Annotated in this window: 24 protein-coding genes; 2 read left to right on the top strand and 22 right to left on the bottom strand. The window is 69.3% G+C overall.

Annotated elements, in window-relative coordinates:
* Nucleotides 1–16: 16 nt before the first annotated feature.
* The 11 genes from FK267_RS05340 to FK267_RS05290 form a co-directional block, all read right to left on the bottom strand.
* Nucleotides 17–1921 (bottom strand): heavy metal translocating P-type ATPase, encoded by a 1905-nt coding sequence (locus tag FK267_RS05340; protein WP_029574305.1) that lies wholly within the window; start codon nucleotides 1919–1921, stop codon nucleotides 17–19.
* Nucleotides 1918–2286 carry a Cd(II)/Pb(II)-sensing metalloregulatory transcriptional regulator CmtR gene (gene cmtR / locus FK267_RS05335; RefSeq protein ID WP_003780589.1) on the bottom strand — a complete coding sequence of 123 codons (369 nt, stop codon included), beginning with the start codon at nucleotides 2284–2286 and terminating at the stop codon, nucleotides 1918–1920. The genes FK267_RS05340 and cmtR overlap by 4 nt, the downstream gene beginning before the upstream one ends.
* 88 nt (nucleotides 2287–2374) lie before the next feature.
* Nucleotides 2375–2830 (bottom strand): hypothetical protein, encoded by a 456-nt coding sequence (locus tag FK267_RS05330; RefSeq protein WP_008731400.1) that lies wholly within the window; start codon nucleotides 2828–2830, stop codon nucleotides 2375–2377.
* 37 nt (nucleotides 2831–2867) lie between these two features.
* On the bottom strand, nucleotides 2868–4154 hold the full coding sequence (locus tag FK267_RS05325) for a relaxase/mobilization nuclease domain-containing protein (protein WP_141406547.1): 1287 nt from the start codon (nucleotides 4152–4154) through the stop codon (nucleotides 2868–2870).
* Complete coding sequence (locus FK267_RS05320) at nucleotides 4151–4741, bottom strand: hypothetical protein (protein WP_009212769.1); 591 nt, start codon at nucleotides 4739–4741, stop codon at nucleotides 4151–4153. Before FK267_RS05320 ends, FK267_RS05325 begins: the two co-directional genes overlap by 4 nt.
* Nucleotides 4738–6150 (bottom strand): Rep family protein, encoded by a 1413-nt coding sequence (locus FK267_RS05315; RefSeq protein WP_232622520.1) that lies wholly within the window; start codon nucleotides 6148–6150, stop codon nucleotides 4738–4740. Before FK267_RS05315 ends, FK267_RS05320 begins: the two co-directional genes overlap by 4 nt.
* Before the next feature lie 65 nt (nucleotides 6151–6215).
* Nucleotides 6216–6431, bottom strand: a complete 216-nt coding sequence (locus tag FK267_RS05310) for a hypothetical protein (RefSeq protein WP_060957359.1) — start codon at nucleotides 6429–6431, stop codon at nucleotides 6216–6218.
* Complete coding sequence (locus FK267_RS05305) at nucleotides 6431–6643, bottom strand: hypothetical protein (RefSeq protein WP_003780572.1); 213 nt, start codon at nucleotides 6641–6643, stop codon at nucleotides 6431–6433. The genes FK267_RS05310 and FK267_RS05305 overlap by 1 nt, the downstream gene beginning before the upstream one ends.
* Nucleotides 6644–6824: 181 nt before the next feature.
* Nucleotides 6825–7274 (bottom strand): hypothetical protein, encoded by a 450-nt coding sequence (locus FK267_RS05300; RefSeq protein ID WP_232622519.1) that lies wholly within the window; start codon nucleotides 7272–7274, stop codon nucleotides 6825–6827.
* Between the two features lie 48 nt (nucleotides 7275–7322).
* Entirely contained in the window at nucleotides 7323–8390 is a 1068-nt protein-coding gene (locus FK267_RS05295; protein ID WP_141406545.1) for an LLM class flavin-dependent oxidoreductase, read from the bottom strand.
* Between the two features lie 83 nt (nucleotides 8391–8473).
* On the bottom strand, nucleotides 8474–8968 hold the full coding sequence (locus FK267_RS05290; protein WP_141406544.1) for a methyltransferase family protein: 495 nt from the start codon (nucleotides 8966–8968) through the stop codon (nucleotides 8474–8476).
* Nucleotides 8969–9216: 248 nt separating this feature from the next.
* Here FK267_RS05290 and FK267_RS05285 point away from each other — a divergent pair, with 248 nt between their 5' ends.
* Complete coding sequence (locus FK267_RS05285) at nucleotides 9217–11421, top strand: NHL repeat-containing protein (RefSeq protein ID WP_141406543.1); 2205 nt, start codon at nucleotides 9217–9219, stop codon at nucleotides 11419–11421.
* A 28-nt stretch (nucleotides 11422–11449) separates the two neighbouring features.
* On the opposite strand, the gene FK267_RS05280 is transcribed toward FK267_RS05285, so the two are convergent.
* The 11 genes from FK267_RS05280 to FK267_RS05225 form a co-directional block, all read right to left on the bottom strand.
* Nucleotides 11450–13165 (bottom strand): MDR family MFS transporter, encoded by a 1716-nt coding sequence (locus FK267_RS05280; protein ID WP_141406542.1) that lies wholly within the window; start codon nucleotides 13163–13165, stop codon nucleotides 11450–11452.
* 96 nt (nucleotides 13166–13261) lie between these two features.
* Nucleotides 13262–13918, bottom strand: a complete 657-nt coding sequence (locus tag FK267_RS05275; protein WP_141406541.1) for a TetR/AcrR family transcriptional regulator — start codon at nucleotides 13916–13918, stop codon at nucleotides 13262–13264.
* Nucleotides 13919–14231: 313 nt separating this feature from the next.
* Nucleotides 14232–14579, bottom strand: coding sequence for a VOC family protein (locus FK267_RS05270; protein ID WP_141406540.1), 348 nt, complete (start codon nucleotides 14577–14579; stop codon nucleotides 14232–14234).
* 175 nt (nucleotides 14580–14754) lie between these two features.
* The gene (locus FK267_RS05260; RefSeq protein WP_075378668.1) at nucleotides 14755–15204 is read right to left on the bottom strand and encodes an RpiB/LacA/LacB family sugar-phosphate isomerase; all 450 of its coding nucleotides are present in this window, start codon (nucleotides 15202–15204) and stop codon (nucleotides 14755–14757) included.
* Nucleotides 15205–15308: 104 nt separating this feature from the next.
* Nucleotides 15309–16742 (bottom strand): dihydrolipoyl dehydrogenase family protein, encoded by a 1434-nt coding sequence (locus FK267_RS05255; protein WP_232622518.1) that lies wholly within the window; start codon nucleotides 16740–16742, stop codon nucleotides 15309–15311.
* Between the two features lie 58 nt (nucleotides 16743–16800).
* Nucleotides 16801–17127 (bottom strand): HigA family addiction module antitoxin, encoded by a 327-nt coding sequence (locus tag FK267_RS05250; protein ID WP_141406663.1) that lies wholly within the window; start codon nucleotides 17125–17127, stop codon nucleotides 16801–16803.
* A gap of 89 nt (nucleotides 17128–17216) precedes the next feature.
* A complete protein-coding gene (locus FK267_RS05245; RefSeq protein WP_141406537.1) occupies nucleotides 17217–18002 on the bottom strand; it encodes a sulfite exporter TauE/SafE family protein in 786 nt (261 codons plus the stop codon).
* A gap of 6 nt (nucleotides 18003–18008) precedes the next feature.
* Nucleotides 18009–19382, bottom strand: a complete 1374-nt coding sequence (locus tag FK267_RS05240) for an anaerobic sulfatase maturase (protein ID WP_141406536.1) — start codon at nucleotides 19380–19382, stop codon at nucleotides 18009–18011.
* On the bottom strand, nucleotides 19379–20587 hold the full coding sequence (locus tag FK267_RS05235) for an ROK family transcriptional regulator (protein WP_141406535.1): 1209 nt from the start codon (nucleotides 20585–20587) through the stop codon (nucleotides 19379–19381). Before FK267_RS05235 ends, FK267_RS05240 begins: the two co-directional genes overlap by 4 nt.
* A gap of 107 nt (nucleotides 20588–20694) precedes the next feature.
* Complete coding sequence (locus FK267_RS05230) at nucleotides 20695–22266, bottom strand: sulfatase family protein (protein ID WP_198498134.1); 1572 nt, start codon at nucleotides 22264–22266, stop codon at nucleotides 20695–20697.
* A 34-nt stretch (nucleotides 22267–22300) separates the two neighbouring features.
* Nucleotides 22301–23782 (bottom strand): sugar porter family MFS transporter, encoded by a 1482-nt coding sequence (locus tag FK267_RS05225; RefSeq protein WP_141406534.1) that lies wholly within the window; start codon nucleotides 23780–23782, stop codon nucleotides 22301–22303.
* Between the two features lie 315 nt (nucleotides 23783–24097).
* On the opposite strand from FK267_RS05225, the gene FK267_RS05220 reads away from it, so the two are divergent.
* Nucleotides 24098–25168 carry an alpha/beta hydrolase gene (locus tag FK267_RS05220; RefSeq protein WP_141406533.1) on the top strand — a complete coding sequence of 357 codons (1071 nt, stop codon included), beginning with the start codon at nucleotides 24098–24100 and terminating at the stop codon, nucleotides 25166–25168.
* Nucleotides 25169–25170 lie beyond the last annotated feature (2 nt).

Here is a 25170-nt window from a genome sequence, read left to right as displayed (position 1 = left end):
GCGTTGGACGGAACACCTATTGCTTGCGGGCACGCGCAGCCCGCAGTCCGTTGGCGATGACGACGACTTCGGCGACCTCGTGCACGAGGACGACCGCTGCCAGGCCGAGCACGCCGGTGATCGCCAGCGGCAGCAGCACAGTGATGATCGCCAAGGACAGCACGATGTTCTGGTTAATGATCCTGCCGCCGCGGCGGGCGTGGCGCAGAGCCTGCGGGATGAGGCCGAGGTCGTGGCCGGTGAAGGCGACGTCGGCGGACTCGATCGCGGCGTCGGAGCCGGTCGCGCCCATCGCGATGCCCACGGTCGCCCCGGCCAGGGCGGGCGCGTCGTTGATGCCGTCGCCGATCATCGCGGTCGGCGACGTCTCCGAGAACCCGGCGACGATGCGAGCCTTGTCCTCGGGACGCAGCTCGGCGTGCACGTCGCCGATCCCGGCCAGCTTCGCCAGCGCAGCAGCGGTGCGGGAGTTGTCGCCGGTGAGCATGCTCACCTCGACGCCCTGGTCGCGCAGGCTCCGCACGACCTCGGGGACCTCGGGGCGCAGCTCGTCGCGGACGCCGATCGCCCCGGCCAGGAAGCCGTCGACGGTGACGAGCACGCAGGTCTGCCCCTCGGCCTCCAGGTCCTCGACCCGGGCCTTGAGCGGACCGGCGTCGATCCAGCGCGGACTGCCCACCGCCACCCTGCGGCCGTCGACCAGGCCACCGATGCCGTGCCCGGCCTCCTCGGCCACGTCCTGCGCGGCGGGGGTTCCCCGGCCCGCGGCGGCGATGGCGGCGGCGAGTGGGTGCGTCGAGTGCTGCTCCACGGCGGCAGCCCAAGCAAGCACCTGCGCATCGTCGAACCCATGGGCGGCGACGATGGCGGTTACCTCGGGCCGGTTGCGGGTCAGAGTGCCGGTCTTGTCCACGGCCAGGTGCCGGATGCCGCCGAGGCGCTCGAAGGCGGCCCCGCTCTTGATGACGACGCCGAACTTGGTCGCCGCGCCGATCGCGGAGACCACGGTGACGGGCACCGCGATCGCCAGCGCGCAGGGGCTGGCCGCGACGAGGACGACCAGGGCGCGGGTGATCCAGGTCTCCGGGTCGCCGAGCAGGGACCCGAGCACGCCGACGAGGACGGCGAGGACCATCACGCCGGGCACCAGCGGGCGGGCGATCCGGTCAGCGATCCGGGCTCGGTCGCCCTTCTCGGCCTGGGCCTGCTCTACCAGCTCCACGATCGTGGTCAGCGAGTTGTCGGTGCCCGCGGCGGTCGCCTCGACCTCCAGCACGCCGGCGCTGTTGATCGCGCCCGCCGACACCGCTTCTCCGGGCGCGACCTCGACCGGGATCGATTCACCGGTGATCGCCGAAGTGTCCAGGCTCGACCGGCCCGAGCGGACCAGCCCATCGGTCGCGACCCGCTCGCCAGGGCGGACCAGCAGCACGTCGCCGACGGCGATCTCCCTGGCCGGGACCGAGGCGGAGGTCCCGTCGCGCAGCACGGTCGCGGTCTCCGGCACGAGCTTCAGCAGCGCGCGCAGCCCGCCGCGGGCGCGGTCCATCGCCTTGTCCTCCAGGGCCTCGGCGATCGAGTAGAGGAACGCCAGCGCGGCCGCCTCCTCGACGTAGCCGAGGATCACCGCGCCCACGGCGCTGATCGTCATCAGCAGCGCGATCCCGAGCTTGCGCTTCACAACGAGATTCCGGATCGCACCGGGCACGAACGTGTACGCGCCCAGCAGCAGGCCCGCCCAGAACGCGACCAGCGCCGCGATGTGCAGCCCCGACCACTCCAGCGCCAGGCCGGTGCCGAACGCGACGCCGGAGAGGATCGGCACGACCAGGCCGGGATCACGCCACCACGGGCGCTCTGCCTCCTCTGCCTCGTCCGCGGGGCTGGTCGTCGGCTCGTCGCAGCCGCAGGCGGCGCTCACGAGGCGTCCCCCGAACTGCTCGCGGCGCAGCAGCCCGGCACCGAGCAGGCCGGGTCGATGCACGGCGCGCTCTCGTCCACGGCGAGGGTCACATCGACCAGTGCCGTCAGCGCCGCAGCCAGGTGCGGGTCGGCGATCTCGTAGCGAGTCTGGCGGCCCTCGGGCTCGGCGACCACGATCCCGCAGTCGCGCAGGCAGGTCAGGTGGTTGGACACGTTCGAGCGGGTCAGCCCCAGCTCGCGCGAGAGCACCGCGGGGTGGCTCGGGCTGTCGAGCAGGGACATCAGGATGCGGGAGCGCGTCGGGTCGGCCATGGCCCGGCCGAGCCGGTTCATGACGTCAAGACGCGAAGCAATGGTCAGCATGCACTGAACTATACAGCAGCCGCTGACCTAATGTCCAGTTGTCGCGGCTGCCGCACGCGCTGCGCGCGCTTGCCCTCGTGAGGCGTGATCACCTCTTGCGCCAGCGGGGCCACTTCGGCATCCCGCGGCCCTTCCAGGTCTCCACGAGACCCGCAACCCAGCTGACGGACGCGAAGAGCCCGTAGCCGGCCCCGGCGAGGCCAGCGCCGACCACGAGCCACCGGCCGATGCCGAGCCACACGCTCCCGTCCACGTCCAGCGCCCACTGAACACCCGTGATGAGCCCGGCGATGCCCATCCAGAGACCGGCGACGACCACGGCCACCGGCAGGAGAACGAGGCACATCGCGGCGGCGGCGGACCAGAGCTGTCGCGCCTCCAGCTTCGCCGTCGCGGCGATGATCCGCTCCGCCCGCGCGTTCGAGGCGTCGAGGCTCGCGGTCATCGTGGCCGAAGCCTCCCCGGCGACCTGCTCGACAGCCTTCTCGACCCGTTCCTCGGTGCGCTTCTCGATCCGCTGGACCGCGCCGCCGACCTGGCTCACGAGCTTCTGGTTCGCTGTGACCTGCGCCTTCAGACCCTCAATCGCCGAGGCCGTAGCCGCGCGATTCTTCTGCGCCTCCGCGACCAAGCTCCGCGAAGCGGCGTTCAAGCTCTCGCCGTTGAGACTCTGCGCGAACTCGCCGAGCGTGCTCGCGATCTCGTTCTGCCTGCTCTCGATACTCGCGATCCTCGCGGACACGTCGCTGGAGGGCGAGGAGGTCGACGCCGGGGCCGTGATCCGCTCCAGCCGCCTCGTCGTCTCCTCGTCCATGACCTTCACGAAACCCGCGAGCTTCTTCTGCTGTTCGGTCAGCGTGGCGATCCTCGTGTTCTGCGCCTCGACGGCGGCGAGGATCGAGGTCAACAGCTCCATCGTCTCCGGACTGCCGAGCTGCTGCTGCGACTGCTCGGGCTCGTTCTGCTGCTTCAGCCTGTCGAGCGCTGCGCTCATGTTCCTTCTCCTTCTGCTGCTGGTGGTAGTCGAAGAACGCCTGCGCGCCCTCCGGGGTGAAGTCCGCCGAGAGGGCGCTCGCGCGCTTGCGGCGCTCGGCGCGGCCGGACTCGCCGCGGCGATCCTCGATGTAGAGCGTCCAGGTCTCTTGCCCGGCGCGCTTGCCCTTCTTGCTGACGGGGCTGTGCAACCGCATCCGCGGCACCCGCTCCCCGTCATCGCCGAGCCGCTGGTTCTGCTCCTCGATCACCGAGACCAGACCGGCCTTGTCCACCGCCCGGGGATCGGCCAGCGCCGCGCTCATCCGGTCGCCCATCTCGCGGTCGAGCGATCCCTCGGCGAAGTCCTCGCGGCGCAGCTCCCAGTCCTTCGGTGCGTGCTCCAGCCGCTTCACGACCGAGAGCCCGTGTTCTCGCATCAGCTGGTCGTTCGCCGACTGGACGCCCCGCTGATTCCCGGCCTTGCGGTCGTGGAACGTGCGATAGTCCGAGAGCGCCTTCCCCGTCCGGTTGTTGTGGTTGATGACCAAGATGTGGTTGTGCGGCTTCTTGCCCCGCCCATCCACATGACTGACTACGAGGCAGTCGGAATCCGGGTGCATCTTCTTCGCGAGCTGATAACCGAGATCGTTCACCCGCTGCACGTCCTCCGGACTCTTCGGGTCGAACTCCTCGTCGCTGAACGACTGGCGGTAATGCACCGCCTCGACCTCGCGCGTCGTGTTCTGCGTGAGCGACCGAGCGCGCGCCGAGAACGCGCCGGGGCCTCCCGGCACATCGCACGTGATCGCGATGCCCCGCTCGTCCTCCTTGCCACGGATATAGCGCTCCGTGTCGGCGGCGCTGGCGCTCGGGCTGTAGTGCGTGGTGCTCATGAGGCCGCCCGATCCCCGAGCAGGGCGCGGACCTCGCGCAGCAACTCGATCAGCTCGGGCACCTCCGCCGACAGCGCCACTGACTCACCAGCCCGCGCCCGGCGGTCGAGGTCGTTGACGTTGATCGCCAGCGGGCGAATCTGCGCGGCCAGCTCGCGAGCATCCGCCGACGCCTGCACCCGCGCCTCGACCCCGAGCAGGTGCGCGGCCACGGCGGCGTCCAACTCCTCGCTCCGAGAGGCGTGGAGGGCATCCCGGACGACGGTCCGCACCCACGTGCTCGGAGCCAGCCCGAGCCGCTTCGCACGAGTGCGAAGCGCCGCGAGCGTCTCCTCTCCGAAGTCGGTATCGAGCTTCGCGCGGCCCCCACGACGACGCTTCGCGCCGCCGTGACTCTGACGCACAGCCTCCGCATCAGCCCGACCGGTGTTCACCTGGGAGTCGGTCTGCTGCTCCACCTGTACGCCAGAGTGGCAAGCAGTAGCCGTGTCGGACATTTCGCTGGCGCTCATGTCCTCCCCGGCTGCTTGCGAGGGGCCTCCGGCCCCCTCGACCCCCTGGAAGAGCGCATCGCGTTCGGTGCTCATGCGGCACCTCCGATCAGCGCCAGCGGCACGTCAGGGCTCCGCACCGCGAGCCCGCCCAGCAGCTCAGCAACCGCGCCCTCAGCGTCATGTTCCGCCGAGGTCTCCGGACCGTAGGTCAGTTCCCGCGACCCGACGTTCTGGTGATACGCGTTGCCGTACATGCCGGGCGTGTGTGCGGCGGTCGGGATGCTGCACTGGTGCCACTCGTAGGGCTCGATCTTCCCAATGTGCTGCACGAGGTAACGATTGATGTCGTCGGCACGATAGACCTTCACGACCGAGGCCAAGCGGCGGATGAACTGGTCCAACGCCTCGTCCACGTTGCCCTTCTGGCGGGCGTAGTAGAAGAACTCGACAGGCTCGATCGTCGCCGTGATGACGATAAGGCGCGGGGCCACCTCGCCCTTGTTCTTGTACCGAGCCTTCGCAGGCGAGGCGTTGTACGGATCAAGCAGCAGCAGCCAGTCGTTCGCATCCATCGCCGAGGCCCGCAGATCGTCCAGCAGCAGCACCTCCTCGCCTCGCCAGTCATCAAGCGGGTTCCCCGTCGCGGCCCGGTAGACCTGCCACCGCTCGCCGTGCGCGTTCGCCGCGTTGATCGCCTCGGTGATGAAGTCCGTGGCGAACCGGGTCTTGCCGATCCCGGCATCCCCATGGACGAACACCACGTGCGTCGAGAACTCACCGGCGCGGAGCTTCGCCGCCGCCCGGTATGCGCGGCGCTGGCCGTAGGCCGACAGCGCGTCGTCGATCTCCCGCTGATGCCGCGAGTAGATGTCGAACAGCTCGTCCGTGAGCATGATCTGATCCCGCGTGAACTCGCCCTGGAGCACGTGCTCGCGCATGTCCTCGAAGTTCTCGGCGACGACCTTCTTCTTCACGTGCGCGCGCCCCTTGAGCCAGGTCTCCCGACGCTGGGCGTCGATCCCGAGGTAGTCAGGCCCACGCACCGTAGCGACCTCCGAAGGCGCGTATTGGTGCTTGTCCGCGTACTTCACGTGCGTCAGATACGACAGCATGTTGTCGTAGGCGTACCGCCCGCGGCCCGGCTTCTCGACGTACTGGGGCTCGACGCCGATGCCGAACGCGAGCCGATCCAGCGGTGCGCTCTTCGCACGGCTGGCGAACTTGATGACCGCGTGCAGGTGATCGGGCTTCGGCTCGATCACCAGAGCCTTCTCCGTGTCGCTCCAGACCTCGCGCTCGTCCTTGTCATGCACGATGCCGTAGGCCTCGACGACCTCGCAGCCGGTGGCCTCGAGCCGCTGCACCACGTAGGCGAGGATCGCCTCGGCTCCCTGCTGGAGCAGCGCGGCCCCGTTCGGGTCCTCGGCAGCCCAGGTCCAGTACGACGGATCGAGGTACTGCGTGAGCCCGATGCTCGTCGGGTTGTTCTCCTGCTTAGCCACAGCGACCACCCCCGCCGCGGACAGCGCGGAGGGCCTCAGAGAGAGTGCGGCGCCTAAATGACCCCCTATTGACCCCCAAATGAGACCCAAAATGATCCCACGAGGCCACGCGACGGAGCGCGGGCGTCGGCGACGGCGACGGCGATCTCGACGGACTCCTCCAGCACGGAGCGGAGCACGCCGAGGTCGTAGAGACGTGCCTCGGACTCGGCGAGGGAGGGGTCGCCCTGTCGCCAGCGGAAGCCGTTCACGTGGTCGAAGGCGGCGGAGTTGGCGCTCATCAGTGACCACCGCCCATCACGGCGGCGACCGCGGCGCGCTGTCGCGGGGTCAGGGGCGTGCGAGCCAGGCGTTCACCGGCCAGACGACCAGCAGCACGAGCGGCGGCGATGACGGGATCGAGGCCGTCTGCCTGCGGAGAAGGAGTGGAGCCCTGATCGAGGCCAGGGCGGTCGAGCGCGGATGCGCGGGGAACGTCGATAACGACAGACATCGGAAGTCCTCAGACATGAGTATCTTCCGGTTCCCCGCCACGGTAATTGGGCTGTTTGACCGGCTACTCATCCGGGAGCAGAACCCCGCGCTTCTAAGTCGCGGCCCCGGTGGGATCTTCTTGTCTGCAACCATTCTCCCACGAGTCGACTCACCATTGCAATGACGAGTCGACTCATGAGTCAGTCGCGACGCGGCTCTATCCGAATCAGGTCGGGGTCGAATTTCACGCGACCGGGCGTGATGGGCTCGATGGTCACCGTCACCAGCTCGTCCACGAGCATCCGGCGGCGGTCCACGTCCAACACCTTCCACTTCGCCTCGACCACCTCGCGGCGCTCCGCGGTGCCGACCGGCTCCTCGACGTCCGCGAGCAGCTTCGCCGCCGCCGACACCGAACGGTCGAGCAGCTCCGCGTCGATCTCGTCGATGCGGGCCTTCACGTCGTTGATCGCTGCCGTTATCTCCAGGACCGGCTGATGGATGTCGCGCAGCAGCGGGCTCAGCTCCTTCACCCGATCGACCAGGGCGTTCCGCTCCGTCAGCAGCTCCTCGCGATCCGGCCCATCGTCCTCCTGTGGCATCACGAGGTCGTGCACGACCACCGGGGCCTGATCGCCTGCGCCCTCCATGACGGAACCGTATCGCGACCAGACGGGACGGTGACCGCTGCCGGAGGTCTACACCTCCAGGGAATAGCCCGTCACCGGTCCGGCGGTATTGGGCTGCCACCCCAGTGCCGGGGCGACATGCTCGGCGAAGGCCTGCAAGATGTGGAGGTTGAAGTCGACGCCGAGCTGGCTGGGAATGGTGAGCATGAGGGTGTCGGCGGCATGGAGCGCCTCGTCCCGGGCGAGCTGCTCGACGAGGACGTCGGGCTCGGCGGCATAGGTGCGCCCGAAGGTCGACTGCAGGCCGTCGATGACGCCGATCTGGTCGTGGGAGTCCTCGCCCCGCAGCGCGAAGAACTTCCGGTCCACCTCGGAGACGATCGGGAAGATGGAGCGCGAGACGCTCACGCGCGGGGTCCAGTTGTGGCCGGCCTCCTTCCACGCCTCGCGGTAGCGGCGGATCTGCTCGGCCTGAAGGTGGGAGAAGCCCTCCCCAGTGGCCTCGGTCAGGAGGGTCGAGCTCATGAGGTTCAGACCCTGGCGAGCGGTCCACTCGGCAGTCTCCCGAGAGCCGGCGCCCCACCACAGGCGGCGGTCCACGCCGGGGGCGTGCGGCTCGATGCGCAGGCGGGAGCTGGCGCCGGGAGCCATGCCACCGCTGGTGTCGAGGTCCGCCTGCGGGACGCCCCGGACGGCGTCGAGGAACTGGGCGGTGTGGGCGTGGGCGACGTCGGCCCCGCGCGGGTCGACGCCGCCGGTGTAGCCGAAGGTCTCCCAGCCGCGGCGGGCCTGCTCCGGCGAACCGCGGGAGATGCCAATGGCAATGCGCTGGTCGGTGAGCAGGTCGAGAGCGGCGACCTCCTCAGCCAGGTAGAGCGGGTTCTCGTAGCGCATGTCGATGACACCGGTGCCGACCTCGATGCGCCGGGTACGGGCGCCGGCCGCGGAGAGCAGCGGGATGGGGGCGGCGGCCTGGCGGGCGTAGTGGTGGACGCGCCAGTAGGCGCCGTTGACGCCGATCTCGTCAGCGCCGACGGCGATCTCGACGGCCTCCTTGAGCGCCTGGCCGGCGTCGGGGTCGCCAGGGCCGCGACCGTGTCCATAGTGTCCGAAGCTGAGAAACCCGAATGCTTTCATACAACCTTCAACTACGCGCTCCGCCGGATCATTCCGGCCGACCGCGCGATTCAGCTCACCCCACCCTCATGCGCCGCACACCCTCAGCGCCGGCAGCGCGCCTGACAGCACCCTCGAGCGCACGGCACACCCAGCCAGCGGGGGACGGCCTCCTTATAGTCGAGGTAGTCCTGCCCGAACCTCTCCTCCAGAGCCTTCTCCTCGGCCGGGATCTGGTGGCGGTCGATGAGCCAGACGAAGCCGGCCAGCGGGATCAGCGCGGACGGGCTCCTGCGCGCGATCGCGTGCGAGAGCAGCAGGCCCGTCAGGCCCAGGTACATGGGATTGCGCGTCAGCCGGTTGGGGCCGTCCACAACGAGGTGCTGGGCCCGCTCGACCCTCACTGGGTCGACCGTGGTGCGGTGGCGAAGAAAGTTACCCGCACTTCCGGCGAGCAGGCACAGCGAGCCTCCGACGACGGCGGTGGCCGCCGCCACCGACGCGGGCGTCACTGTCCGACCACGAGCCATGGCGCCCTGCGCCGCGCCCGCCATCGCCAGCAGCACTGCCGGGGGCGGTCGCCTGAAGATCCGTTTCATCACCGGGCCATCCTCTCACCTCCTGCACCCCGACAGCACACCGGGCTCAGCCAACACGCCCCCAGCGACCACCAGAGCACCTCGACCAGCATCCTCCCAGTGATTTATCGATCAACTTCACGGTTGGTTTCGCCGCCCGTCACCTCACCCCGGTGAACAATGGCCGGGCGGTTCCATCCGCTTCGACGGGCTCAGCCCGTCGGGGCGGCGGCCCGCTCCCCCTCCCCCGACACAAGGCGAGAACAGCGATGAAGCAGCCAGCCAGGACAACCATTCTCACCCTGTGGTGCGCGCTCGCCACCGCCCTCGCCCTGTCCCTGTCCATCACCGCGCCCGCCGTCGCCCTTGACCCGGGAGGCCGGGAGGAGGCCCTGCCCACCACACCGCCACCCACCCCCAGCGTGCCGAGCGTCGGAACCACCGTCCTGAGTGACGGCACCCCCGTCGGCATCGTCGTGGCCGGCGGCAACGGCGGCCTGCTGCATGTCGTGGACCTCAGTACCCGCACACTGAGGTCGCGCGAGCGGCTCGTCCCGGAGAACACCGACGTGCAGCCCTGGGAGTTCGCCACGTTGTCGAACCGGCACGTCATGCTCGCCAGCGGCGGCGGACAGCTCTTCGAGATCGATCCGGACGCCCCCAAGGGGCACAAGGCGACGAATCTGAGCGATCCGTCCCGGCCCGGCTACGAGCAGGTCGCCGCCTACAGCACGTTCCTCTGGGACGTCGCCGTCGACGAGCACGACCGGGTCTATGTGGCCGCGCAGAGCATTCACGGCGGCCACATCCTGCGATACGACCCCTCCGCCAACCAGGGACGGGGCCAGTGGACCGACCTGCTGCCGGGTGGCGTTCAGGCAGGCGAGAGCGACGTGCGCAGCCTCGCTTACGACAACGGGTTCCTCTACGCCGGGACGGGTACGAAGAACCCGTCCATCGTCCGGATCAATACCTCCACCAACGCCACCACCAGGCTGGCGGTGCCCGGTCACGTCATCGCCGGCCTCTCCCACGTCGAGCGGCTGCAGGTCAAGGCCGGCAACCTGTACGTCGGCACGAGCGTCCCGGGCGGCGTCCGGCCGACCTGCGGGGGAACCTGCGTCCTGGACCCGGCCACCGGGGCGCAGAAGATGAAGGACGGCAAGCCGCTTGAGGTGGGCACCTGGTCCAGCCAGGTCGTCACTCGCCCCGGCGAGGCCGAGAAGGTCTACTACACCGTCCAGAGCGACAACACACCGACGCTCCAGGAGTACGACCCCCGGACCGACACCTCACGGACGCTGGCCCAAGGACTGGTCTCCACAGCCAGGCCGAGTCAGTCGAGCTGGGCGACGCACGAGCACTTCATCTCAGCGGGCAAGGACGACGCCAGCATCGCCATTGTCCACGCCTCCGACGGCAGCGCGGCGGACCTTCCCAAGGACGCGAACGGAGGCAACGCGATCCAGGGATCACCTCGCGACATCCAGTCCCTGACGGCAGTCCCCGGCGGAGACCTCTACGCCTCCTGGTACATGACCGCCCCGATGCTCCTTCGCGCCACCCCCAACGCGCAGGTGGACAAGACGCAGTACAGCCTGCCCCAGGCCCCGCTGGGTCAGGTCGAGGGCTTCGGGCACAGCAGCAAGTGGTTCGTCACGGGCATCTACCCCAGTGGCGAGCTGGTCAGGTACGAGATGGGGGCCTCGGGGCCGACGCTGGAGAATCACCAGTCGGTGAGGATCACGTCTGATGCCCGCCAGGCGCGACCGTACGCCATCGTGCCGATCAATGACGACGAGTTCGCCGTCGGCACCTCTCCCAAGAACAAGGCCGGCTCCGGGGCACTGTCCATCTACGACGCCGCGCACAACAAGATCGACACCTACCCGCTGGACACGATCAACTATGCGGCTCCGTCGCTGCGGGGCTTGTTGAGCGACCGCCGGCCGCTGTCGATCGTCCACCACCAGGACAAGCTGTACGTGGGGACCAGTGCCAGCGGCAACGGCATGAACCCCGACCAGACGGAGGCGAGCGCGCCCAGGCTCTTCGAGTTCGACCTGAAGACGCGGAAGGTGACCCGGGTGATGACGCCGTTCAAGGACCAGCGTTCCATCACGGCCCTGACCTTGGGCAGCGACGGCACCGTGTACGGGACTACCGGCATGCACGTCTTCGCCATGAGCCCGGCCGACTTCACGATCGGACGCAGCCGGGCGCTGACCAGGCAGGGCTACGCCGACGCCAACCGCAGTCAGCTGATAGAGCGCGACGGCGTGCTCTACGGGATCATGGCGGGGCGCCTGCGGGCCCTGAGCACGTCCTTGCAGGATGAGGGCACCGTCATCGCCGACTTCGCCACCACGCCTCAAGGAAAGGTCTACGTCAACTCCCTGGCCCTCGGCGCCGACGGCAGTCTCTACTACGCGCGGGGAAGCAGGATCTACCGCTACCGGTTCCCGGCGGGCTGAGGCGGGCGCCCGGCCACCGGGCCGCCCATCACTCTGCGTCAGCCGCCATCGCCGGCTCCGTCGATTCCCGCTCCGCCTGCTGCGGCGCCGAGTCCGGCTCCTGCGGCGACGTCGGCCCACTGAGCTCATCCTCGGCCTCCGCCTCGGCGACCTGCTCCATGGCGGTCTTCTGGGACAGGGGCACCTCGGGCAGGAAGAGGGCGACGACGGAGGTCGCCACGAACAGCGGGATCATCCAGCCGAAGATCGGCAGGAGGGCGTCGGCGTAGGAGCCGGCCACGGCGTCGTGTAGGGCGGCGGGCAGCTGGTTGACCAGGGCGGGCGTGAGCGAGGAGGTGTCGGCGTCCTTGAACTGGGCCAGCATCCCCAGGACGGACGGGTCCGCGCTGCGGGCCAGCGCCCCGATCCGATCCGTGAGGTTGGAGGTCAGGCCGGAGGAGAAGGCCGCACCGATGAGAGAGGCGCCCAGGGAGACGCCGACCTCGCGGAAGAAGTTGTTGCCGCTGGTGGCCGTGCCCAGGTGCTTGGCCGGCAGGGCGTTCTGCACCACGGTGACCAGGAGCTGGAAGAACAGCCCGATACCCGCCCCCATGAGGAAGGTGGCCGCGGAGATCTGCCAGACGGGCGACGTCGTCGACAGGCGGGAGAGCCAGAAGGCGGCGCCGGCGGCAACCAGGGGTCCCGCGACCGGGTAGATCTTGTAGCGGTCGGTGCGCGAGACGAGCACACCGGAGAGGATCGAGGAGATGAGCATCCCAATGGTGATGGGCACCAGGAGCAGGCCGGAGGTGGTGGCCGAGTATCCGTAGACCATCTGGAGGTAGGTGGGCAGGTAGCTCAGCACACCGATCATGCCGCCCATTGCGAGCATGCCGACGAGCGTGGAGACGATGAAGGTGCGGCTGGTGAGGATCGTCCAGGGCAGGATGGGGTCGGTGGCACGCGTCTCGACGAAGCCGAACAGCCCCCAGCACACCAGGCCGACCACGCCCAGGCCGATGATGACCGGGCTGGTCCACTCGTACTGGTTGCCGCCCCAGGTGGCCATGAGGACGATGGCGATGGCGCCGGCGTTCATGAGCCCGAGCCCCCACCAGTCAATGGGGCTGGTCAGGCGACTGCTGGGCAGGCGCAGCACCAGGAAGATGGCGATGAAGGCCAGGACGCCCAGCGGCAGGTTGATCCAGAAGGTCCAGCGCCAGGAGACCGAGTCGGTGAGCCAGCCACCGATGATGGGTCCCAGGATGGAGGCAATGCCGAACATGGCTCCCATGGGGGCCATGTAGGTGCCGCGCACCCGCGGCGGGATGAGGTCGCCGGTGATCGCCTGGGAGGAGATCATGAGGCCGCCGCCACCCAGCCCCTGAATGAAGCGGTAGATGATGAGCTGGGTCATGGAGTCGGCGGTGCCGCACAGGGCTGAGCCGATCAGGAACAGGGCGATGGCCACCAGGAAGAGGTTCTTGCGTCCCACGAGGTCGCCGAGCTTGCCGTAGACCGGCATGGCCACGGTGATGGCCAGGGTGTAGGCGGTCAGGATCCAGGCCATGTGGGCAGCGCCGCCGAGATCGCCCACGATGGTGGGCAGGGCCGTGCCGACGATCGTCTGGTCCATGGCGGACAGGAACATGACGATCAGGAGTGAGGCATAGACCGCCCAGAAGCGGCGGTCGGGGCGGAACTCCGCCCCCGGTTCGTGGAGGGCGGTGCCGGCGGAGGCCGACGTCGAGGCGTGTTGAGTCATCAGTGTGGCCTTGTCGGTTGAGGGCGAAGGATGGAAAAGGGCGGAAGCAGTCGGTTCAGTCAGTTGCGAGAAGGACGGGGCGAGCCGCCCGCGCGGCTACCCCGGCGAGCTCGACGGCGTTGGGCCGCTAGCAACGGTGGAGGCTGAGGCATCGGACCGGGGTGGGGAGACCACCTCGGAGATCGCCTCGACCATGGTGCGGACGGCGTCGACCAAGCGGGCCTCCTCCCAGGGGTGGGAGCGCCCGCACCACAGGTCCAGGGAGCTGCGCTGGATGGCCATGGCCAAGGCGACGACGGCGCGGGTGCGCGGGTCGTCGGGCTCGGCTCCCAGGCGGCGGCCGGCGGCCTCCGCCAAGGACTGGGCGACGATGCGCAGCCGCTCGTGGACGGCGCGCTCCACCTCCGGGTTGTCCCGCACGATCTCTGGGAAGGACAGGAGCCAGCCGCGCTCGGACTCGACGGCCTCGGCGCCGGAGGTGAGCAGGACGCCGAGGTCCTCCAGAAGGCTTCCCGAGCCGTGGACAAAGGCCTCGACAACCGCGGGCGCCGGGGGCTCCAGGCCGACGACGAGGAGGTCGGCCTTGGAGGAGAAGTGGTTGAAGACGGTGCGCCGGGAGACTCCGGCGAGGGCGGCGACATCATCGACCGTCATCGCGGTGTAGCCGCGCTCCCGGGTCAGGGTGAGTGCGGCGGCGCGAATGGCGGCGCGGGTGCGTTGCGCCTGGGTGGCGCGCAGGTCGGCTCGGGTCACCCCACCATCTTGCACTCGGTGCATCATTGCACTCAATGCAGTGGTGCGCGAGGTTCCTCACGCAGGTCGTGCACCGGCATCACAGCCCCGCGCACAGCGCGACCGGCCACAATGTGTAGGGCGGTGTCCAAATCGGACACAAAGGCTCGCCCCTCAGTTCAGACGCGCAGAAAGAAACCGCGTGATTCCGCGGTTCAGTCAGCGACTATGTCGGGCCTCGGACTCCTTTGTATCCGATTTGGACACGGATGCTCTTGTGGCACCCGGGCAATCCTCAGGCACCCTCGTAGACAGCGACCTCGATGAGTTTCCGTCAGGGGCCACGCACGTAGAGACTGCAGATAGTGCCCTGGGCACCTGTCCGCTTGACGGGGCCGAGTTCCACAGGGACCGCCTTGGCAGCAAGATGCTCACGAATCTCGTCGATCGTGCCGTCAGCAACCAGACACAGGTCTGCGCTCCCAGGGATGGGCTGCGTGGCATGCGGAGCAATCGGATCGTCCGCGGCATGGAGGTTGATCTTCTGGTCCCCGAAACGCAAGGCCGTTCTCCCGTGCCCGAAGGTGATGACCCCCATGCCCAGAACCCGCGAATAGAAGTCGATGCTTGTCTCGATGGAGCGGACCGTCAGAACGATGTGGTCGATTCCAGTGATACGCACCGAGCAATTGTCCCAGACACTCTGGGACTGACCGCAGCGGGCCTCCTCCTCACCGAGGGGCGAGTGGTTGTGGAGCTCCGCCTGGCCGGCACACGCTTCGACACCAGGGTCTCCGCGCCGGCGCACGCAGTTCCCGCGCGGCCCGCGTCGCGTGAGGCGGCTCGCGTGGGCGCCGTCAGGAGTTGAGGCGCGCCTCGTAGGCGGCGATCTCGCCGACCTTGGGGCCGTAGCTGCCGGTGGGGTCGTGGCGCAGGTCGAGCCAGATGTCGATGAGCGCCCAGGCGGCGGGGGCCGCGATGACGTTCTGTCCCATGCACAGGATCTGGGCGTCGTAGTTCTCCACCGAGCCGCGCACGGTGAGCAGGTCGTGCGCGGTCGCCGCGCGCACCCCCGGCACCTTGTTGGCGGCGATGGCGGTTCCCACGCCAGTACCGCAGATGAGAAGCCCACGGTCGACCCGCCCCTCGGCGACTGCCCGGGCGACCTGGAAGGAGACCTCCGGGTAGGTGATGTCCGGCGTGGACAGGTCGACGACGTCGCTCACGCGCCCGTCCCCGACCAGTCGTTCCTCAAGAGCGTCCTTCAGGAGAGCTCCATTGCCCGGGGCACCGATGGCGATTCGCATGCGCCCAGTCTCTCAGACGGTGCCACTCAAGGCGAGGCTGCTCCAGGCTGACATCACTGAAGACCTCTCATCCGTTTCCCAAGGACGCCGCGTGACGCCGCATATCACCTCTTCGGGTGGAGCAACTCGCTCGGGAGGGACTCGATGAGTCGCAGCCAGATCTCACTGGCGGTGGGGTAGGCGGGCACGGCGTGACGCAGCCGATGGACGGAGACGCCCGCAGTGATGGCAATGGTGGCGGCGTGGATGAGCTCACCCGCACCAGGGCCCACGAAGGTGGCTCCCAGCACGGCCCCCGTCTGCCGGTCGACGACGAGCTTGGCCTCACCGTGGGCATCGTCGCGCAGGAGGGCAGCTCCAGCAGCCGAGGTGTAACCGACCTGGGCGGTGACGACGTCGTGGTCGAGGGCCCGGGCCCTCTGCTCGGTCAGGCCGCTGGAGGCGAGCTGGGGATCGGTGAAGACGACTTGCGGGACCGGGATGCTCTCGGGCACTGGTTCGGGCTCGCAGCCCGCCGCATGGGCGGCGATCCTCTCCCCTACAACGCGTGCTCGGTACTTGCCTATGTGGGTCAACTGGGCCTCACCACTGGCGTCGCCGACGGCGTAGAGCCAGTCGGGCAGGCGACCGGCCAGGACGTCGTCGGGCTCCAGGCCGACGGTCTCCAGCCCTATGCCGGTCAGGAGCGGGCGACGGCCGGTGGCGACCAGAATCTCATCGGCCTCGATGGTTCGACCGGCGCAGGTGACCGTGACAGGGCCGCCATGGATACGACCGAGCCCGGTGTCACTGGCCTGGGACCGCTCGGCGGCAGTCACCTGAGCATTCGTCATGACGGTGACACCGCGGGCAGCGAGAGACTCCTCGATGAGCCGGGAGGCGAAGGACTCCGCGGCCGACAGGAGACGGGGGCCACGCACCAGCATGGTGACGTCACTGCCCAGGGCGGACATCCATGTGGCGGCCTCACAGGCGACGACCCCGCCGCCGACGACGACGAGACGCTGCGGGATCTCCTGCACGCCGGTGGCGTCACGCGAGTCCCAGGCCTCGAGGCCTTGGAACGCAGCGGGCACGACGGGCTGCGCGCCAGTGGCGAGAACGACGGCGCGGCGGGCGTGGAGGACCCGCTCTCCCTCAGCGGTTCTCACGGCGACGCGCCGTTCGCCGTCGAGGCGTGCCCATCCGCGAACGACGTCGAGACCGGCACCCTCGGCCCAGCGCACCTGACCAGCGTCGTTGTAGTGGGAAACCCACTCGTCACGACGCTCGAGCAGATCGAGCGCGGACAGCTCGGCAGGGCGCAAGCCGCCGAGGTTGGCGGACGCCGCCGCGACCTCGATAGGCACGAGGAACGCCTTGCTGGGCATGCAGGCGTAGTAGGAGCACTCGCCACCCAGGAGCTCGCCCTCGACGAGAACCGCGGTCAGGTCGGTGCCCTCGATGGCGTACTGGGCGACGTTCTCCCCCGCCGGCCCGCCACCGATCACGACGACATCGTAGGTGCTGGTCTGCTCAGCCTCTGTCTCCTTGCTCATGCCACCGATGCTGCCACACATCTTGGCCGGCCGACCAACCTGCGCGGCATGTCGAACCTCAGGCCACTCGCAGAGGAGTGATGGCATCGATCTGCATCGAAAGACGGTCCTCCGCCACGTCAAGGGCATACTGGGTCTGCAGGTTCAACCAGAACTGCGCGGGTACCCCGAAGTGCTTGCCGAGCCGCAGCGTCGTATCCGCAGTCACCGCACGCTGACCGTGCACGATTTCATTGATATGCCTCGGCGGCACACCGATAGCAACAGCCAGCTTGTTCTGGGTGATACCGAACCCCTCGATGAAGTCCTCCATAAGGACCTCCCCCGGATGAACAGGGGCGAGTTTGCTGTTCGCCTCAGTGGTAAGCGCCGACCCGGTTCCCATCACATAAGCAGTGTATAACGTATGGCGTCATACAGGCCAGGCTGGTTTCCGTCGCCCGCGGGTTCAGTGCGTCGGCCCCCTCCCCTGGATCAGGCGGCCAGGAGGTCGTAGGCGGTCACGGCGCAGACGCCCAGGAGGAGGATGCCGAAGGCGGTCGTCAGGGTCGATGCCGAGGCCCGCTTCGTCAGCGGCCCACCGAGGAGCCCTCCCACCATCGATGCCGCCGCGAAGGCAAGTACCACGGGCCAGTCCACATTCGAGTGCGTCCCCACCCGTGCCGCCAGCCCGGCCAACGAGGCGACGATCATGACCAGCAGCGAGGTCCCGGAAGCCTCCTTCATTGGGAAGCCCAGGGCCAGCACGAGCATCGGGACCACGATGAATCCGCCGCCCACCCCGAAAAAGCCAGTGAGGAATCCGGTGAAGGTTGCGGCGGCCGCAACGACCAGCAGGCCGCGCCGCTCCGAGGCCCCGCCCGTCCCACTGCCCTCTCCATCATCGGCTCCCGGCCGCGAGCGCAGCCCACGCAGGAGCATGACCACGCCGACCACGGCCAGCATCACGCAGAACAGAGTCAGCAGGACGGTGCCGTCAACAGCCACGGAGGCGCGCGAGCCCACCAGGGCCCCGAGCACACTCATGAGCCCGAAGGTCGCCCCGTCGCGCCAGTGCACCCGCCCCGCCCGGGCGGGTGCGATGAGGGAGACGATGGCCGTCAGTCCGACGACGACGAGCGAGCCGGCGGAGGCGTCGTGCGGATCCTGGCCGAGCAGGTAGATGAGGGCCGGGACCGACAGGATTCCCCCTCCTGCCCCGAGGGCGCCGACGACGACGCCAACCAGCACCCCGACCCCCAGGGCGGTGAGCACAGCCACGGTCCTCTACTCCTCCTCGGGCCGCAGGGCGCGCCTGACGCCCGGGTCCATGATGTCGGCCGGTGGGCGCCCCTCCCCCAGGAGCCGGACCATGGTGAGCAGGTCGGCGGTGATGTGGGAGTAGAAGGCGCCGTATCCGGCGCACAGGTAGTTGTGACCCTCCTGGCCGTCGGCCGAGAGGGTGAAGCGGTCCTTGGGGCAGCCGCCCCAGCACAGCTGCACCACGGGGCAGCGCCGGCACTGGTCGGTCAGCTGGGCGCTCTTCTTGGTGGCGAAGCGCCGCATGGTGGCTCCCCGGGCCAGGTCGGCGAAGGGCTCGTCGGTGACGTTGCCGAGCCGCCACTCCGGCTCGACCCAGTGGTCGCAGGCGTAGACGTCCCCGTTGAACTCCAGGGCCATGTTGTTTCCGCACTCGGGTGCGTGTACGCAGGTGGGGTGGATGCCGAACATGGCCGACAGCGCCGAGTCGATGTCCTGGACGAAGACGCGCCCGACGTCATGGGTCACCCACTCGTCGAAGACGGCGCAGAGGAACTCCCCGTAGGCGCGCGGGTCGACGCTACGGGAGGTCACCGCGCTGCCGGACTGCCGGTAGAGGATCCGGGTGCCGGAGTCGGCGCGCCAGCCGGCCTCCGCGGCGGCCAACTGCTCGGGCTCGACCCGCTCGACGATCGGGATGAACTGCAGGTGGGTGGCGCCCAGCTCGTCGCGGAAGTAGCGGTAGACCTCGGCGCCGTGGTCCTGGTTGGCGGCGTGGACGGTGCACAGGATGTTGCGGCGCACGCCGGCGTCCACCAGGTGCCTCCAGCCGCGCAGCACCATGGCGTGGGTGCCGCGGCCGCCCCGGTTGAGCCGGTAGGCGTCGTGCATGGCGGGCGGGCCGTCCATGGAGACTCCCACGAGCACGTCGTTGTCGGCCAGGAAGGCGGCCCACTGCTCATCGATGAGGGTGGCGTTGGTCTGCAGGGCGTGGACCACCTTCTGGGCGGGGCGCCGGTAGGTCTCGCACAGCTCGATGAGCCGGCGGAAGAAGGGCAGGCCGCGCAGGGTCGGCTCACCGCCCTGCCAGAGCATGGTGACCTCTCCGTCACCGCTGGCGGCCAGGTACTCGGCGACGTAGGTCTCCAGGGTCTCCTCGCTCATGAGCTGGCGCGGGACGTTGTAGAGCAACTCCTTGGACAGGAAGAAGCAGTACTGGCAGTCCAGGTTGCAGGCGGCCCCGGTCGGCTTGGCGACGACGGACAGGGGCAGGCGGCGTCGTTGGAGCGGCCCCGCCGTCGCATTCAGCTGCGCCCTGGCGGCCCCGGGTGCCGAGGGTGAGGCAGGCCCCGCCCCTGCGATCGGCCGGATCGTAGGCATCGGCAGGGTGACGGCGCTCATGCGTAGCTCCTCTGGTGGCGCTTGGCCTCCTCCAGGCAGGCCGTCACGTAGGAGTCCGCGGCGGCGGCGGCCCCCTGGGCGCAGCCGAGCCCGTCGAGCCGTGCGGCGACGACCTCGACGCCCCAGCTGGTTCCCGGCACGAGGCGGCCGGCGATGTCGGCGGCAATCTGTGGGACGAGCTCGGGGCAGGCGGTCACGAGCTCGCCTCCCAGCACGATGCGGCTGGGGCTCATGAGCAGGACCGCCATCGCGCAGGCCTGGGCCACGGCCCGGCTCGCCTCGGCCAGGGCGCCGACGGCGTCGGGGGCGTGGGCGTCGAGCATGCGCCGCAGGTCCTCCAGGTCTGCCGCCCCGGCGATCTCGGTGACGGCGGGGGCCGAGGCCAGGGTCTCCAGACAGCCGTTCTTGCCGCACTGGCAGGGGCGATCCCCGCCGGGGACGGTGATGTGCCCGAGCTCGCCGGCATACCCGGTGCTGCCCCCGCCGATGCGGTCGGCGACGATGACGCAGGCCCCCACCCCTCCCCCGAGGTGGACGTAGATCTGCTCGGGCGCCCCCTGCCCGGCGCCCCAGCGGGCCTCGGCCAGGGCGGTCATGCGGATCGTGTTGTCCACGAGCAGCGATCCGCTCCAGTAGGGGGAGACGATCTGCTCCACGGTGCTGAACAGGTCCTCGCCGAGGGCGGTTCCCGGACCGGTCCCCTGCCCCACCGGCACGGGCAGCCCGACGCCGATGCGCGAGACGTAGGACATGTCCACCCCGTCGTCGTCGGCGGCCTTCTTGAGGGCCTGGCACAGCTCGTCGAGGGGTTCGCGCCAGCCGTCGAAGGACAGTGGGGTCAGGACCGAGGCGAGCACCTCGCCCTTGCGGTCCAGGATGATGCCGCCGGCGCTGGTGCGGGAGACGTCGAGGCCGACGGCGCAGGCGATGCGCTCGGCCAGGCCCAGCTGCTCCACGGGGCGGCCCCGCCCCTCCGAGCGGGAGCGGTAGGCGACGACGCGCACGGCACCGTCCTGACGCAGCTCGGTCAGGGCCCGGCCCAGGACGGTGCGCGAGACGTCCAGACGGTCGCACAGCTCGCCGCGGGTGGCCGGGCCGGAGGCGAGGACCTGGACGATCCGCTCCTCCAGGGTGGAGGGGGCCAGGGTGGCCAGATAGTCCATGTCCTCTCCTCCTTTGAGTTCGTAGGTGTAGCGGGCGGTCATGGGAGGACGCGCCGTCGGGCCGGCCGCCTCGGTCCGCCGGGCGGGGGCCTCCCGGTGGGCCTGTGCAGGGGAGCGGGACCCACCGGGAGACGTCGTCGGGCAGGGAGTCAGTCGCTGAGCACCTTGTCCAGGTCGCTTCGCGCGGTGTTGACCAGCGGGATGTCGAAGTCGGTCATCGCCGCCATCCACTTGGCGAAGGAGTGGTCGCCGCGTTCGCGCAGCTGCCGGTAGAGCTCGGTGGCCAGCTCGCGGCGGATCTGGTCGTAAACGGGCACCGTGTAGACGTTGTTCATCTCGGCGGGGTCCACGCGCAGGTCGTAGAGCTCGTTGATGGACTCGTGGTTGACCACGAGCTTGAAGTCCCGGGTGCGCAGCATGCGCTGCTGGAGGGGGAAGTGGTGGCCGTGGAACTCGCAGACGATGTTCTCGCGCCAGCCGGGCACCTCCCGTCCCCGGGTGAGGTCGACGATCGAGCGGCCGTCCTCCACCAGGGAGGGGTCCAGTCCGGCGATGTCCAGGACGGTGGCCGGCAGGTCGATGAGCGAGGTGAAGGCGTCTGAGCGCCCCACCGTGGACACGCCGGGGATGTGGGCGATGAAGGGGACGTTGTAGATGTCGTCGTACATGGCCGGGCCCTTGTCGTTCATCCGGTGGGAGCCGGTGAACTCGCCGTGGTCGGCGCAGAAGAAGACGGCCGTGTCGTCCAGGACGCCGAGCTCGCGGGCCACGTCCATGATGCGGCCGATCTCGAAGTCGATCATGGCCACGTAGCCCCAGTAGACGGCGATGAGCTTCTTCCACTGCTCGTTGGTGAAGGACGACGTCGACCAGTAGGTGGCGTAGTTCTGCTGGATCGGGGGCTTGCCGATGAGGGAGTCCCCGAAGTTCTCCGGCAGGGTGACGGTCTCGGGGTCGATGAGGTCGAACCACTCGTCGGGCAGGAAGTAGGGCAGGTGCGGTCCGAAGAAGTGCACGTCGAGGCTGAAGGGCTTGGAGTCCTTCTTCCAGTCGGCGGCGTACTCGCGCAGCTTCTCGATGGCGCGGTCGGCCAGGAAGCGCTCGAAGGTGGCCTCCTCGGGCTGGTCGAGGCGGGCGGCGATGATGTGCCCATCGCGGTTGCCGGGGAGCTTGCCGCGCCACAGGTCGTGGGCCTTGACCGGCGGGAGGTTGTTCTTCTCCAGCCAGGCCACATACTTCTCGTTGCCGACGGGGTTCTCGGCGCCCCAGTAGGAGTCGTCGTCCATGCCGAACTGGTCGGGCAGGTTGGGGCCGCAGTGGTACTTGCCGACGATGCCGACGTTGTACCCGTGGTCGCGCAGGGCCTGGGTGTAGGTCCAGGTGCCCAGCGGGATGGCGGTCTGGTAGGCGATGTTCCACTCCGGGTTGGCCAGGACCTGGTGCTTGCGCGGGACCTTGCCGGTCAGCAGGGAAGCGCGGGCCGGGGTGCAGATGGCGGTGGGGGTGAAGCAGTTGGTGAAGGCGAAGCCGGTCTCGCCCATGGCGTCGATGACCGGGGTACGGGCGTGCGGGTTGCCCAGGCAGCCGATGGTGTCGGTGCGGTGCTGGTCGGTCATGATGACCAGGACGTTGCGGACGTTGTCGGGGATGTCCCGGGCGGGGCGGTCCGGCTGCGCGGCCGGGGTCGGCTCAGGGGAGGCGGGGTGCGACGTCGTCGTCATGAATCTTGCCTTTCTGTGTACGTGACCGCGCGGGTCACTGGGAGACGACCTTGTCGACGTCCTCGAGCTGGGTGCCGGTGGTCTCGTGGAGGTAGCGGGCGGTGAAGATGACGGCCAGGACGCCGAAGGCGCAGTAGATCCAGTAGGTGCCGGCCGGCGACCAGGCGATGAGGTAGGGGAAGAACAGGACGACGAGGAAGTTGACCAGGAAGTCGGCCCCCGAGGCCAGCGACATGGCGCCGCCGCGGATCTGGTTGGGGAACATCTCGCCCATGACGATGGAGAAGATCGGGCCCCACGAGGAGGTGAAGCCGAAGATGAAGGTGCACAGGGCGGCCACGGCGACGAAGCCGAGGGCGGGGGTGGAGGAGATGTCGGGCTTGCCGTTGACGATCGGGGCGACGGTGAAGACGGTGGCGACGACGGCCAGGGACAGGAAGATGATGGTCCCGCCGTAGATGAGCATGCGCTTGCGGCCCACCTTGTCCACCAGGAGGATGCCGCTGACGACGCCGACGATCTTGAAGGCGGTAATGATGAGGGTCTGCTGGAGGGCCATGGCCTCGGTGAAGCCGACGGCGCCGAAGAGGGTGTTGGAGTAGAAGAAGACGCCGTTGATGCCGGTGAGCTGCTGGAAGGCGGCGATGGCCATACCGACCAGGACCAGGCCGCGCCACTGGGAGGCCCAGATCTGGCCGACGCTCATCTTCGCGGTGCCGTCGGCGCCCATGGTGGCGGCGATGGCCTTGACGCGGGCGGCGGGGTCGGGGTCGGCGGTCACCTTGACGAGGATCTTCTCGGCCTCCTCGCGGCGGCCCACCGAGACCAGGTAGCGGGGCGACTCGGGGATGAAGGTGGTGAAGACGATGTAGAAGACGGCCGGGATGATGAGACAGGCGAACATCCACTGCCACGCCTGCAGCCCCAGGGCCAGCTCCTTGCCGGCGCCGCCGGCGGCACTGGTGACGGCCACGTTGATGAGGCCGGCGAAGAACAGGCCCAGGATGATGGACAGCTGACGGAAGCCGATGAGGCGGCCGCGGATATCGGCCGGGGCGATCTCGGCGACGTAGCCGGGGGCGACCGTGGTGGCGGCGCCGAAGCCGATCCCGCCGACGACGCGGCACAGGAGCAGGAAGGGGTAGCCGTAGGAGCCGAGCATGGGGCTGAAGACGCCGCAGACGGCCTCGAAGGCGAGGAAGGGCCCGACCCACATGAGGGTGGTCCTGCGGCCGATCTTGTCCGAGATGCGGCCGGCCAGGACCGCGCCGATGAGGCCGCCGATGATGCCGGCACTGCCGGCGACGCCCTTGGCGAGCTCACCGAGGTGGAACTCGCTGCCGACGGCCTTGATGGCGCCGTTGAGGACCATGCCCTCGAAGCCGTAGAAGAACGGGCCGAGGGTGGCGATGAGGGCCAGAACCGTGGCATAGCGCCGGGCGGCGGCACGGGCCTGCGGGCTGGGCTGCTTGCCCGAGGAGGAGACCTTGCGGCCCGGGGAAGCTGTGGTGGTCATGGGGTGGTGCACCTTCTTCGTTGACATGCGCCACGGCCGATGTCGTCGTTGACATCTGATGTCCGATGGCGGAAAGACTATAGGTCGGTGCGATTTCCGTCCGTCACGGCGGGCATTAGACAGCCACATTAGTGACCCAGTTCACTTCTGTGGGTTCGCTGCTGCCCACCGCCTGCCCCACGCCTCACGCGCCCACGCCTCACTTCGACAGAAACCTCAGAAACGACGCGGCTCCGGGTCGTTTCTGAAGTTTTGGTTGGTGAGTGAAAATTCGGTCGCGGCGCCCCTTCCAGCGAGCGGTGCCATCATGGGGTCGTGAACGCAACGACCGAGCACGCGCCGGTGGACGCCTGGGGGCCGGATTTCCTGGGCCCGGGCTTCGAGGCCCGCACCCTGGAGCTGCTGCCCGACGACGAGGACGACGGCGCCGTCGCCACCCTGGTGCGCCACCTGCCGGCCCTCGACCCCGGCGCCCTGCCGGGCACCCCCTCCTCCCCCACCTTCATCTACCTCTACCTGCACGGCTGGAACGACTACTTCTTCCAGACCCACCTGGCGCGCGAGATCTCCCGCCTGGGCGGGGCCTTCTACGCCCTGGACCTGCGCCGCTACGGCCGCTCCTGGCGCGAGGGCCAGATGCTGGGCTGGTGCACCTCGCTGGCCGAGTACGACGAGGACCTGGGGCGGGCCCTGTCGGCCATCCGCGCCGAGCAGGGCTGGGAGGCCGAGCTCGTCCTGTCGGGTCACTCCACGGGCGGACTCATCGCCTCCCTGTGGGCGGACCGCCACCCGGGGGCCCTGCGCGCCCTGGTCCTGAACTCCGCCTGGCTCTCGCTCCAGGGCTCCGAACTCGTGCGAACCGTCGGCGACCCGGTCCTGCGCACCCTGGCGCTGCGCGACCCGCGCATGTCGATCCTCGACGGCTGGGTCGACCCGGCGCGCGTCTTCTCCATCGCCGACGGCTGGGTCCCCGAGCGCGACGGCGAGCTGCCCGACCCCGCCTGGGCCGACGACCCCTACGTGACCGGCTGGGACATCAACCCGACCTGGTCGATCAAGCCCTCCGCACCCGTGCGCGTGGGCTGGCTCCAGGCCGTCATGGAGGGCCACAACCGCGTCGCCCAGGGCCTGGACATCCGCTGCCCGGTGCTGTCCATGGGCGCGGCCTCCACCCGGCTCGGGGTGACCTGGACGCCGGAGTCGCGCAGCGCGGACACGATCATCGACGCCGACGCCACCGCCCGTCGCGCCGTCATGCTCGGCAAGCTGGTGACCATCGCCCGCTTCCCCGGCGGCGTCCACGACCTCACCCTGTCCGAGCCTCCCGTGCGCGAGCAGGTCTTCTCCGCCCTGCGCCGCTGGATGGCCGCCTACGTGCTGCGCTGATC

This window comes from Actinomyces oris, assembly GCF_006546825.1.
GTDB classification, from domain to species: Bacteria; Actinomycetota; Actinomycetes; order Actinomycetales; family Actinomycetaceae; genus Actinomyces; species Actinomyces oris.
The sequence above is the reverse complement of the archived record's forward strand: the minus strand, read 5'-3'. Positions and strand labels throughout refer to the sequence as shown.

Bases quoted from the DNA above. Each gene is read 5' to 3' on its own strand.
- FK267_RS05325 (WP_141406547.1), bottom strand. From the start codon at position 4,154: ATGAGCACCACGCACTACAGCCCGAGCGCCAGCGCCGCCGACACGGAG.
- FK267_RS05320 (WP_009212769.1), bottom strand. From the start codon at position 4,741: ATGAGCACCGAACGCGATGCGCTCTTCCAGGGGGTCGAGGGGGCCGGA.
- FK267_RS05285 (WP_141406543.1), top strand. From the start codon at position 9,217: ATGAAGCAGCCAGCCAGGACAACCATTCTCACCCTGTGGTGCGCGCTC.
- FK267_RS05235 (WP_141406535.1), bottom strand. From the start codon at position 20,587: ATGACCGCCCGCTACACCTACGAACTCAAAGGAGGAGAGGACATGGAC.
- FK267_RS05255 (WP_232622518.1), bottom strand. From the start codon at position 16,742: ATGAGCAAGGAGACAGAGGCTGAGCAGACCAGCACCTACGATGTCGTC.
- FK267_RS05295 (WP_141406545.1), bottom strand. From the start codon at position 8,390: ATGAAAGCATTCGGGTTTCTCAGCTTCGGACACTATGGACACGGTCGC.
- FK267_RS05305 (WP_003780572.1), bottom strand. From the start codon at position 6,643: ATGTCTGTCGTTATCGACGTTCCCCGCGCATCCGCGCTCGACCGCCCT.
- FK267_RS05280 (WP_141406542.1), bottom strand. From the start codon at position 13,165: ATGACTCAACACGCCTCGACGTCGGCCTCCGCCGGCACCGCCCTCCAC.
- FK267_RS05310 (WP_060957359.1), bottom strand. From the start codon at position 6,431: ATGAGCGCCAACTCCGCCGCCTTCGACCACGTGAACGGCTTCCGCTGG.
- FK267_RS05225 (WP_141406534.1), bottom strand. From the start codon at position 23,782: ATGACCACCACAGCTTCCCCGGGCCGCAAGGTCTCCTCCTCGGGCAAG.
- FK267_RS05230 (WP_198498134.1), bottom strand. From the start codon at position 22,266: ATGACGACGACGTCGCACCCCGCCTCCCCTGAGCCGACCCCGGCCGCG.
- FK267_RS05250 (WP_141406663.1), bottom strand. From the start codon at position 17,127: ATGGGAACCGGGTCGGCGCTTACCACTGAGGCGAACAGCAAACTCGCC.
- FK267_RS05290 (WP_141406544.1), bottom strand. From the start codon at position 8,968: ATGAAACGGATCTTCAGGCGACCGCCCCCGGCAGTGCTGCTGGCGATG.
- cmtR (WP_003780589.1), bottom strand. From the start codon at position 2,286: ATGCTGACCATTGCTTCGCGTCTTGACGTCATGAACCGGCTCGGCCGG.
- FK267_RS05240 (WP_141406536.1), bottom strand. From the start codon at position 19,382: ATGAGCGCCGTCACCCTGCCGATGCCTACGATCCGGCCGATCGCAGGG.
- FK267_RS05260 (WP_075378668.1), bottom strand. From the start codon at position 15,204: ATGCGAATCGCCATCGGTGCCCCGGGCAATGGAGCTCTCCTGAAGGAC.
- FK267_RS05300 (WP_232622519.1), bottom strand. From the start codon at position 7,274: ATGGAGGGCGCAGGCGATCAGGCCCCGGTGGTCGTGCACGACCTCGTG.